9 protein-coding genes are annotated in these 9668 nt (G+C 72.7%); 3 read left to right on the top strand and 6 right to left on the bottom strand.

Annotated elements, in window-relative coordinates; all coding sequences use genetic code 11:
- Nucleotides 1-77: 77 nt before the first annotated feature.
- A complete protein-coding gene (locus H9652_RS07250) occupies nt 78-269 on the bottom strand; it encodes a DUF5302 domain-containing protein (protein ID WP_030150529.1) in 192 nt (63 codons plus the stop codon).
- 112 nt (nt 270-381) lie between these two features.
- Between H9652_RS07250 and H9652_RS07245 the strand changes: the two genes are divergently transcribed.
- Complete coding sequence (locus H9652_RS07245; RefSeq protein WP_191795651.1) at nt 382-1458, top strand: aldo/keto reductase; 1077 nt, start codon at nt 382-384, stop codon at nt 1456-1458.
- A 46-nt stretch (nt 1459-1504) separates the two neighbouring features.
- Here H9652_RS07245 and nrdR read toward each other — a convergent pair whose 3' ends face one another.
- Nucleotides 1505-2035 carry a transcriptional regulator NrdR gene (nrdR, locus tag H9652_RS07240; RefSeq protein WP_191795650.1) on the bottom strand — a complete coding sequence of 177 codons (531 nt, stop codon included), beginning with the start codon at nt 2033-2035 and terminating at the stop codon, nt 1505-1507.
- Nucleotides 2036-2460: 425 nt separating this feature from the next.
- On the bottom strand, nt 2461-2838 hold the full coding sequence (locus tag H9652_RS07235) for a LysM peptidoglycan-binding domain-containing protein (protein WP_191795649.1): 378 nt from the start codon (nt 2836-2838) through the stop codon (nt 2461-2463).
- Between the two features lie 313 nt (nt 2839-3151).
- Between H9652_RS07235 and lexA the strand changes: the two genes are divergently transcribed.
- Nucleotides 3152-3901, top strand: a complete 750-nt coding sequence (gene lexA, locus H9652_RS07230; RefSeq protein WP_191795648.1) for a transcriptional repressor LexA — start codon at nt 3152-3154, stop codon at nt 3899-3901.
- A gap of 119 nt (nt 3902-4020) precedes the next feature.
- Here lexA and H9652_RS07225 read toward each other — a convergent pair whose 3' ends face one another.
- The 3 genes from H9652_RS07225 to hflX all read right to left on the bottom strand — a co-directional run bounded on the left by H9652_RS07225 (nt 4021) and on the right by hflX (nt 8711).
- Nucleotides 4021-4974, bottom strand: a complete 954-nt coding sequence (locus H9652_RS07225) for an L-lactate dehydrogenase (RefSeq protein ID WP_318244023.1) — start codon at nt 4972-4974, stop codon at nt 4021-4023.
- Nucleotides 4975-5052: 78 nt separating this feature from the next.
- Entirely contained in the window at nt 5053-7110 is a 2058-nt protein-coding gene (locus H9652_RS07220) for an ATP-dependent DNA helicase (protein ID WP_318244022.1), read from the bottom strand.
- 71 nt (nt 7111-7181) lie between these two features.
- A complete protein-coding gene (gene hflX / locus H9652_RS07215) occupies nt 7182-8711 on the bottom strand; it encodes a GTPase HflX (RefSeq protein WP_191795647.1) in 1530 nt (509 codons plus the stop codon).
- Nucleotides 8712-8965: 254 nt separating this feature from the next.
- Here hflX and H9652_RS07210 point away from each other — a divergent pair, with 254 nt between their 5' ends.
- Nucleotides 8966-9622, top strand: a complete 657-nt coding sequence (locus H9652_RS07210; protein ID WP_191795689.1) for a class I SAM-dependent methyltransferase — start codon at nt 8966-8968, stop codon at nt 9620-9622.
- Nucleotides 9623-9668 lie beyond the last annotated feature (46 nt).

The following is a 9668-nucleotide window of genomic DNA, read 5'->3' as shown; positions in this document are numbered from 1 at the left end:
GGGCCCCCCCCCGGCGGGGGGGCCCCCTTCCTCATGTCGTGCAGGTGCGGGGGAACCTCCTGGTTCCCGGCCGACACTCAGCCGGACTTGCGGCGGAACGTGCGCTGCACAGGTCCGACGGTCTCCGACCCGTGGACCGAGCCCGTGTTCGAGCCCCCGTCCGCGGTGCGGTGGCTCGCGGCGTTCTTGCGGTCCAACGCCTCGCGGAACTTCGCCTTGGCGTCCTCGCTGGGCGTGGTCCCGGGTGTCTCGTCCTTCGACGTCGTCATCGGCGGGCCTCCTTCTCTCGGTGGAACAGGTGCGCCGTCGGGCGCTCCCGTGCCCCAGCCTGTCGCACCCGGCGGGGTAACGCCAGCGAATACGACCGGGTACGGTCGAGACATGTCGCACAAAGCGCCGGAGCCGGGCTCCGGGATGCCCTTCGCCCGCGCAGGACGCTCCGGCCTGACCCTCCCCCGCCTCTCCCTCGGACTCTGGCAGAACTTCGGGCAGTCGACCCCGTACGCGGCGCAGCGCGAGCTGGTCCTGCACGCGTACGACCGCGGGATCGTGCACTTCGACCTCGCGAACAACTACGGCCCGCCGCCGGGTTCCGCGGAGGCCGCCTTCGGCCGCCTCCTGGCCACCGACCTCCGAGGACACCGGGACGAGCTGCTGGTCTCGACCAAGGCGGGCTATCGCATGGGCCCCGGACCGTACGGCGAGGGCGGTTCGCGCAAGTACCTGCTGTCGTCGCTCGACGCGTCGCTGCGCCGCCTCGGCACCGACCACGTGGACGTCTTCTACTCCCACCGGTTCGACCCGACGACCCCGCTCCACGAGACGATCGGCGCGCTCGCGACGGCCGTGTCCTCGGGCCGGGCCACCTACGCGGCCATCTCGTCGTACTCGGCCGAGCGCACGACCGAGGCCCTCGCGGTCGCCGACGACCTCGGCCTGCCGCTTGCCCTGCACCAGCCGTCGTACTCGATGCTCAACCGGTGGATCGAGGCACCGGGCCCGGGTGGACGCAGCCTGCTCGATGTCGCCGGCGACTCGGGGACCGGCCTGATCGCCTTCTCGCCGCTGGCCCAGGGCATGCTCTCCGACCGGTATCTCGACGGAGTGCCGTCGGACTCACGCGCTGCCCGCTCGGTCTCGTTGCGTCCCGAGCATCTCGCCCCCGAGAACCTCGCGAGGATCCGTGCGCTGCGTGAGGTCGCGAGCGGTCGCGGGGAACCCCTGGCCCGGACGGCGGTCGCCTGGACGCTGCGCGACCCGCGCGTCACGTCGGTCCTCGTAGGAGCACGGACGACGGCTCAGGTCGACGAGAACCTCGCCGCGCTCGACGCATCGCCGTTCACGACCGACGAGCTCGCGGCGATCGACGCCGTGACGACCGAGGTCGTGCCCGACGGGAGCCGCCGCCCCCTGGACACGGGCATCAACATCTGGGCAGCGCGCTCGAGCGACCTCTAGCCGCCAGCCGACCGCGCGGAGACGTCGGCTGGTCGTGTCCGACGGATCAGGCCCGGTCGGGCACGGCGTCGTCGGCAGGCTCGTCGCCCGTCGGGCGCACGTCGGCCTCGCCGAAGGTCGCCGCACGCTCCTCACGCTCGGCCCGGAGCGAGTTGATGGCGGTCTCGAAGTCCTCGAGCGAGTCGAACGCCTGGTAGACGCTCGCGAACCGCAGGTAGGCGACCTCGTCGAGCTCTCGGAGCGGCCCGAGGATCGCGAGCCCGATCTCGTAGGCGTCCAGCTCCGCGCTCCCGCCGGCCCGGAGCGACTCCTCGACCTTCTGCGCCAGCACGGCGAGGTCGTCCTCGTTCACAGGGCGCCCTTGGCACGCCTTGCGCACGCCCGTGACGATCTTCTCCCTGCTGAAGGGCTCGGTCACGCCCGAGCGCTTGACGACCGACAGGCTCGCCGTCTCGATCGTGGTGAAGCGGCGGTTGCACGCCGGGCACTGCCTGCGCCGACGGATGGACGCACCGTCGTCGGAGGTCCGTGAGTCGACGACCCGTGAGTCCGCGTGCCGGCAGAACGGACAGTGCATGAGGCGCTACTCCTGTGGGTCTGCACGAGAGGTCCGGGGCGGGCGCCGCGGACGGTGCGTCCCGAACCTATGTCTCGACCTCGACAGGACGCAAGGCGCCCCGCCACGCGGGACGGTCACGACTTGTCGTGGCACATGAGAACGGAGGTGGCCGATGACCGGCCACCTCCGTCGGGACGCCCCCGTCCCCATCTCACGTCCGCGACTCGCCTCGCGAACGTCGACGCAACTGCGGAGACGCGCGTGGCGCGCCTCCCCCTCACCGACCGACCCCCCAGCCGGGTTGGTGAGGCAGTACTAACTTAGGGGAACCTAATGCGATCGCGCAAGCCCTGTCGTCGAGAGGGCGCACCCCGCCGAGCGACGCGCCGGTTCCCGACGAGCCGGAACGGCCCGCAGCCACGGCAGCGCCACCCCGCCGCGGGTCAACGCCCGAAGTCCGGGTCGACCGGGAGCAGGAGCTGCTGACCGACCTGCAGCCCGGTCGAGGACAGGTTGTTGAGCTCGGCGAGGTCCGCCATGACGTCACGGACGTCCCGGCCCCCCGAGGCCAGCGCGGACGCGTGCTGCCACAGGGTCTCGCCGGCTGCGACGACATGGACCCGCACCTCGACCGGCTCGCCAGGCCCGGACGCGACCGCGCGAGCGCCCCACAGGGTCACGAGCGCGACCACCGTTGCGACGAGCAGCACGAGGACCACGCGGCCCCGGGTCGTCAGCCTCAACGGCGCCTCGACCTGCGTGCCGCCGCGTCGCTCGACGCGCCAACCCTCGGAGGCGCCCATCGCACTGATCGCACTCATTCCCACTCCTTCGCCCGTGGTGCCCGAACCGCCTTCCCCGGTCGGTTCGAACACCTGTACGTCGAACATCTGTACGATTTCTATCACCGTCGGCTGCGGATGTCGAGACATGCTCGAACATGTGTTTGATTCGTGTCGTCGTGTGACCTACGCTGTTCGAGTACTGGTCGTCCGATATGTCGGACGCTCGTCGCGCGGGTCCTCCCGCGCACGGGCTGCCGAGAGCCCGGTCGGCCACGCGCAGGAGCCGGTGCCGCTCGCGGTGCCGCTCGCAGGACAGGGACCGAGACGGCCGAGCAGGGCGGAGACGACGATGGCGGGACGGGTGGCCGACACCACGGGCAGGCTCGCGAAGGTGCACGAGCTGCCCGACGGCACGACGGGCGGCGACGGCCTCACAGCACGCCAGCGCCTCGTGCTCGAGACGATCCGGGCGTCGGTCGACCAGCGGGGCTACCCACCGAGCATGCGCGAGATCGGCGAGGCCGTGGGCCTGACGAGCCCGTCGAGCGTCAAGCACCAGCTCACGACGCTCGAGCGCAAGGGCTACCTGCGCCGCGACCCCAACCGACCGCGTGCGATCGAGGTCGTCCAGCACGACGACGCGCGAGCCATCGCCGCCCTCCCCGGCAGCGCCTTCCCGCGCGTCGAGGGCATCGACGCGTCCGAGGACTCGCCCGAGCGTCCCACGCCGTCGTACGTCCCCGTCGTGGGACGCATCGCGGCCGGTGGACCCATCCTGGCCGAGCAGGTCGTCGAGGACGTGTTCCCGCTCCCCCGCCAGCTCGTGGGTGACGGCGAGCTCTTCCTGCTCCGCGTGGCCGGCGACTCGATGATCGACGCCGCGATCTGCGACGGGGACTGGGTCGTGGTCCGCCGCCAGCCCGTCGCCGAGAACGGGGAGATCGTCGCGGCGATGATCGACGGCGAGGCGACCGTCAAGACGTTCAAGCGCATCGACAAGCACGTGTGGCTCATGCCGCACAACGCGGCGTACCGGCCCATCTCGGGGGACGACGCCCAGATTCTCGGCCGGGTCGTCTCGGTCCTGCGGAGCCTGTGACCACTCCGGCACGGCGACCGCGGCACGGTCACCGGCGGCAGACATGACGAAGGGGACGGCCCACGTGGGTCGTCCCCTTCGTCGTCTCCGGTGCCCTGCGCAGGGCACCGGAGGGGCGGCTACCGCCCGAAGCTCTTCGCCACGGCCCGCCCCGCCTCCGCGGACGCCCGCAGACCTGCCAGCTCGTGGTCGGACAGCGGGACCTCGATCCGTTCGCCGCACCCGCGTCGCTCGAGCAGCGACGGGACGGAGAGGCAGACGTCGCTGATCCCGTGGAAGTCCTCGAGGAGCGAGGACACGGGCAGGACCCGGTGCTCGTCGTCGAGGACGGCCTCGATGATGCGGGTCGCGGCCAGCGCGACCGCGTAGTTCGTCGCACCCTTGCCCTCGATGATGCGGTAGGCCGACTGCACGACCTCGTGCGCGATGTCCTCGCGCACCTCGGCCGTGAGCGGGCCACGCCCCTTGAGGCCCTGCCACTCGAGCAGCGGCACCCCGCTGATCGTCGCCGAGCTCCACAGGGGGATCTCGCTGTCCCCGTGCTCCCCCGCGATGTACGCGTGCACGTTCTGCACCGCGACGCCACAGTGCTGCGCGACGAGGAAGCGCAGCCGGGACGAGTCCAGGACCGTGCCGCTCCCGAAGAGCTGGTTCGGGGGCAGGCCCGAGTACTTGAGGGCCGCGTAGGTGACCACGTCGACCGGGTTGGTCACCATGATGTAGACGGCGTTGGGCGCAACCTCGACGAGCCCGGGCAGGATCTTGCGCACCAGCGAGATCGTCGCCTCGGCGAGGTCCAGGCGCGTCTGTCCGGGCTTCTGCTTGGCCCCGGCGGTGAAGACCACGACGTCGGCGTCGGCGCACACCGCGACGTCGTCGGAGCCCTCGACCTTGGCCATGGGCATGAACTGGATGCCGTGCTGAAGGTCGAGGACCTCGGCCTCGACCTTGGTCCTGTTGATGTCGAGCAGGCTCACGGTGTGAGCGGCTCCACGCATGAGCGCCGCGTAGGCGAGGGTCGATCCGACGGAACCTGCGCCGACGATCGCGAGCTTGGTGGTACGGGCGGGCACTGTGCCTCCTGGACGTTGAGCGCCGGGCGTCGGTCGCTGCACGAGCGTCACGACGTCCGTTGCGTGGACTGCCAGGTCTCAGCCTAGGGCGGACAGGCGCTCGAGCGCAGAGAGGACGACACGGCGGTCGGTCGTGGTCCAGAAGTCCGGCATCGACCTCGTGAGGTAGGAGCCGTAGCGGGCGGTCGCCAGGCGCGGGTCGAGGACCGCGACGACCCCGCGGTCGGCGGTCGACCGGATGAGCCGTCCGGCGCCCTGCGCGAGCAGCAGCGCGGCGTGGTTGGCCGACACCTGCATAAAGCCGTTGCCGCCCGCGGCCTCGACCGCGCGGGCGCGAGCCGACTTCACGGGGTCGTCGGGACGTGGGAAGGGGATCCGGTCGATCAGGACGAGCTGGCAGCTGGGGCCAGGGACGTCCACGCCCTGCCACAGCGAGAGCGTGCCGAACAGGCACGTCGCGGGGTCCGCGGCAAACTCCTTGACCAGCGTCGGCAGCTGGTCCTCCCCCTGGCACAGGACCGGGACGTCGAGGCGCTCACGCATGGCCTCGGCGACCGCGAGCGCCGCCCGCCGCGAGGAGAAGAGCCCGAGAGTTCTGCCCCCGGCCGCGGTGATGAGGTCGGCGATCTCGTCGAGCTGGCCGTCCGTCGCGGCCTCGCGGCCGGGCTGGGGCAGGTGCTTGGCGATGTAGAGGATGCCCTGCTGGGGGTAGTCGAACGGGCTGCCGACGTCCACGCCGGTCCAGGTGGCGCCGTCGTCGTCGAGGCCCAGCGAGCGGGCCACGGGGTCGAACGTGCCGCCGAGCGCGAGCGTCGCCGAGGTGAAGACGCCCGTGCGCTCGGTCAGGAGGTGGGTGCGGATGAGGCCTGCGACCGCGAGCGGCGCGGCGTGCAGCTTGCTCACGCCGTCCCCGCTCCATCGCCCGTCCTCGCCCGCGCGAGAGCACCACAGGACGTCGTGGCCGGTGGGGTCCTGGGCCATGCGCTCGGCGATCTCGAAGACCTGGAGCATGGTCGCCTGGGCCATCTTCATGCCGGTGTCCGGCTGGGCCGCCGGGCCGCCCGAGGTGTCGGGCTTGAGCGCGCTCAGCACGGTGCGCGCGGCGTCGCGGACTGCGGCCACGGCAGAGCGCGCGTCGTCGGGCAGGCCGTCGGGGAAGCGCTCCGCGGGGAGCGAGGCGACGACGGTCCCGAACGCCCCTGTCGCGAGGTCGAGGTCGGTCGTCTGGACTCCTCCGTGCCGGCGCGCGAGGCGTGCCGCGTGCTCGATGATCGGCACGGAGAGGTCCGCGGTCGCGGCGGCCGTGACGCGGTCGCTGAGCTCGTGCGCCTCGTCGACGACCACGACGCCGTGCTCGGGCAGCACGCCGGGCGAGCCCGACGCGGCGATGCCCAGCATCGCGTGGTTGGTCACGACGACGTCGGCCTCCCGGGCGCTCGTGCGCGCCTGGTCGGGGAAGCAGTCGTCGATGAGGGGACACTTGGCGCCCAGGCACTCGAGCGCCGTGACCGAGACCTGCCGCCAGGCCTTGTCGGAGACGCCGGGCACGAGGTCGTCCCGGTCCCCGGTCGTGGTCTCCTGCGCCCACTCGCGCAGCCGCACGACCTGCTCCCCCAGGGCCGCGGCCCCCGACGCCGCGCCGGGCGCGGGGTGCTCGGCGACGCCCGCGCGCTCGCCGCCCGTGGGCAGGTCGAACAGCGTGGGCTCGTCGGCCGGGTAACCGCCCTCGATCTTGTGCTGGCACAGGTAGTTGTGCCAGCCCTTGAGGAGCGCGATCCGCGGAGGGCGCGGCAGGCGGTCGGCGACGGCCTCGGCGACGAGCGGCAGGTCGCGCGTGATGATCTGGCGCTGGAGGGCGAGGGTCGCGGTCGAGACGATGACGCGCTCGTCCTCGCAGACCGCGTGCCGGACCGCCGGCACGAGGTACCCGAGGGACTTGCCGGTTCCCGTCCCGGCCTGGACCAGCAGGTGGTCCGGGCCGCCCGAGCCGTCGATCGTCCGCGCGACGTTCACGGCCATCTGGTGCTGCCCGGCGCGGCGGCCGCCGCCCAGGGCGCCGACGGCGAGGTCGAGCAGCTCCTCGACGTCAGGGGTCGCGGGGCCCGTGGTCAGGGTGGTGGTGGTCTCCTCGGGCACCCCGGAAGTCTACGTGGGGCCACCGACACGACCGGGCTCGCGGAGCGCCGGGACGGTGGCCCCAGGGGCGGCTAGGCCCGGACCGCCACCGTGTTGAGCTCGAGCGCGAGCCCTTCGTCGACGCGGCCCAGGAGCCGCGTCCCGGTCTCGACGTGCTCCTCGAGGTCGATCTCGCCCGTGAGGTGCACACGGTTGACCAGGTCGCCGCGGTGGTAGGGCACCACGACGTCGATCGAGACGTCGGGACGCGGCAGCTCGTCGGAGATGAGCTGGAGCAGGTCGTCGATCCCCTGCCCGGTGTGCGCCGAGACGAGGATCGTGCGGCGCTCGCGCCCGCGGATGCGGGCGACGACGTCGGGGTCGGCGACGTCGACCTTGTTGAGCACGACGACCTCGAGCACCTGGTCGATGCCCGGGATGTCGGCGAGCACGTGGCGGACCGCCGCGATCTGCCCCTCGGGGTCGGGGTGCGACGCGTCGACGACGTGGAGCAGCAGGTCGGCCTGGCCGACCTCCTCGAGCGTCGAGCGGAACGCCTCGACGAGCTGGTGCGGCAGGGAGCGCACGAACCCGACCGTGTCGGCGAGCGTGTACACGCGCCCGTCCTCGGTCTGCGCGCGCCGGACCGTGGGGTCCAGGGTCGCGAACAGGGCGTTCTCGACGAGCACGCCCGCGCCCGTGAGGGCGTTGAGCAGGCTCGACTTGCCCGCGTTCGTGTACCCCGCGATCGCGACCGACGGGATCGCGTGACGCTTGCGCGAGGACCGCTTGGTCTCGCGGCCCGGCGCCATCGCGGCGATCTCGCGGCGCAGCTTGGTCATGCGGTCGCGGATGCGGCGCCGGTCGAGCTCGATCTTGGTCTCACCGGGTCCACGCGAGCCCATGCCCGCACCGGCGCCACCCACCTGGCCACCGGCCTGGCGGGACATCGACTCGCCCCAGCCTCGCAGGCGCGGGAGCAGGTACTCGAGCTGCGCGAGCTCGACCTGCGCCTTGCCCTCCCGGGACTTGGCGTGCTGGGCGAAGATGTCGAGGATGAGCGCGGTCCGGTCGACGACCTTGACCTTGACGATGTCCTCGAGCGCACGGCGCTGCGAGGGCGCGAGCTCGCCGTCGATCACGACGGTGTCCGCGCCGCTCACGGCCACGACGGACGCGAGCTCCTCGGCCTTGCCCGACCCGAGGTAGGTCCCGGGGTCCGGCTTCTGGCGGCGCTGGAGCACGCCGTCGAGCACCTGGGAGCCGGCCGTCTCGGCGAGGGCCGCGAGCTCGCGCAACGAGACCTCGGCCTCGGTCGCCGCGGCCTCGCCGCTGCCGCTGTACAGCCCGACGAGCACGACCTTCTCCAGTCGCAGCTGCCGGTACTCGACCTCGGTGACGTCCTCGAGCTCGGTCGAGAGGTTCGCCACCCGTCGCAGCGCGGTGCGCTCGGCGAGCTCGAGCTGTTCGCCGTCGTGGACGGAGTGCTGGGTGCCTCCCTCGGCGCGCGCGGTACCCGCCCGTGCGAGCACCCGTGCCACGACGTCTCCGGCGATGTCGCGCTCGGGGCGCACGGTCTCCGGTTCGGTCTCAGGGGTGGGGTTCGCGGGGGTCTGGGTCATGGGCCGCCTTTCAGCTGAGGGTCCGGGCGCCGGGTCGAGGTGACCTGGGCCGGTCGTTCCGTCCGGAGACGCTCCGGTCGGCATGTCGTACAACAAGCGTGGCACGCCGGATCGTCCCGGCGCGAACCAATTCGCCCTGCGGGGCGGCGGTTCATCCCAGGGCGCAGCGGGGAACGGCCCGTCCGGCGCGCCCAGGGCCACCGCGGCGGGTCGTGCGCCGGCCGATAGGATCGGTCCTCGTGACACCACCCGACATGGCCCCCGAGGCGACGCCCGAGCCCTCCCCCGACCACTACTTCACGGCGCAGCCCGCCTCCGCCGAGGAGCGCCGGGAGCTCACGGTCCGGCTCGCGGGCCGCGAGGTCACGGTCGAGGTCGCGTCGGGCATCTTCTCCCCCGGGCGCCTGGACCTGGGCACGCAGGTCCTCCTGCGCTCGGTCCCGGACCTGCCGCCCGTGACGCCCGGGCCCGACGGCGCCGCTCACCTCCTGGACCTCGGCTGCGGCTGGGGCCCGGTCGCGCTGACCATGGCGCTCGAGTCGCCCGCCGCGACCGTCTGGGCCGTCGACGTCAACGAGCGCGCGCTCGACCTCGTGCGCCGCAACGCCGCACGGCTGGGGATCGAGAACGTGCGCGCGGTGCGCCCCGAGGACGTCCCGGGCGACGTCCGGTTCGCGGCGATCTGGTCCAACCCTCCCATCCGGGTCGGCAAGGACGTGCTGCACGACATGCTGCTGCACTGGTTGCCGCGCCTGGAGCCCGGCACCGAGGCCTACCTCGTGGTGCAGCGCAACCTCGGCGCGGACTCGCTCATGGCCTGGCTGAACGAGCACCTGGACGACGACCTGACGGTCAGCAAGCTCGCGAGCGCCAAGGGGTTCCGGGTGCTCGAGGTCACGCGCGCAGGCTGAGCGCCCGCCGCGCCGACCCGTGGCCGCGCCCGCGGCGCCCCCCCCC

This window comes from Oerskovia rustica (assembly GCF_014836555.1).
GTDB classification, from domain to species: domain Bacteria; phylum Actinomycetota; class Actinomycetes; order Actinomycetales; family Cellulomonadaceae; genus Oerskovia; species Oerskovia rustica.
The sequence above is the reverse complement of the archived record's forward strand: the minus strand, read 5'-3'. Positions and strand labels throughout refer to the sequence as shown.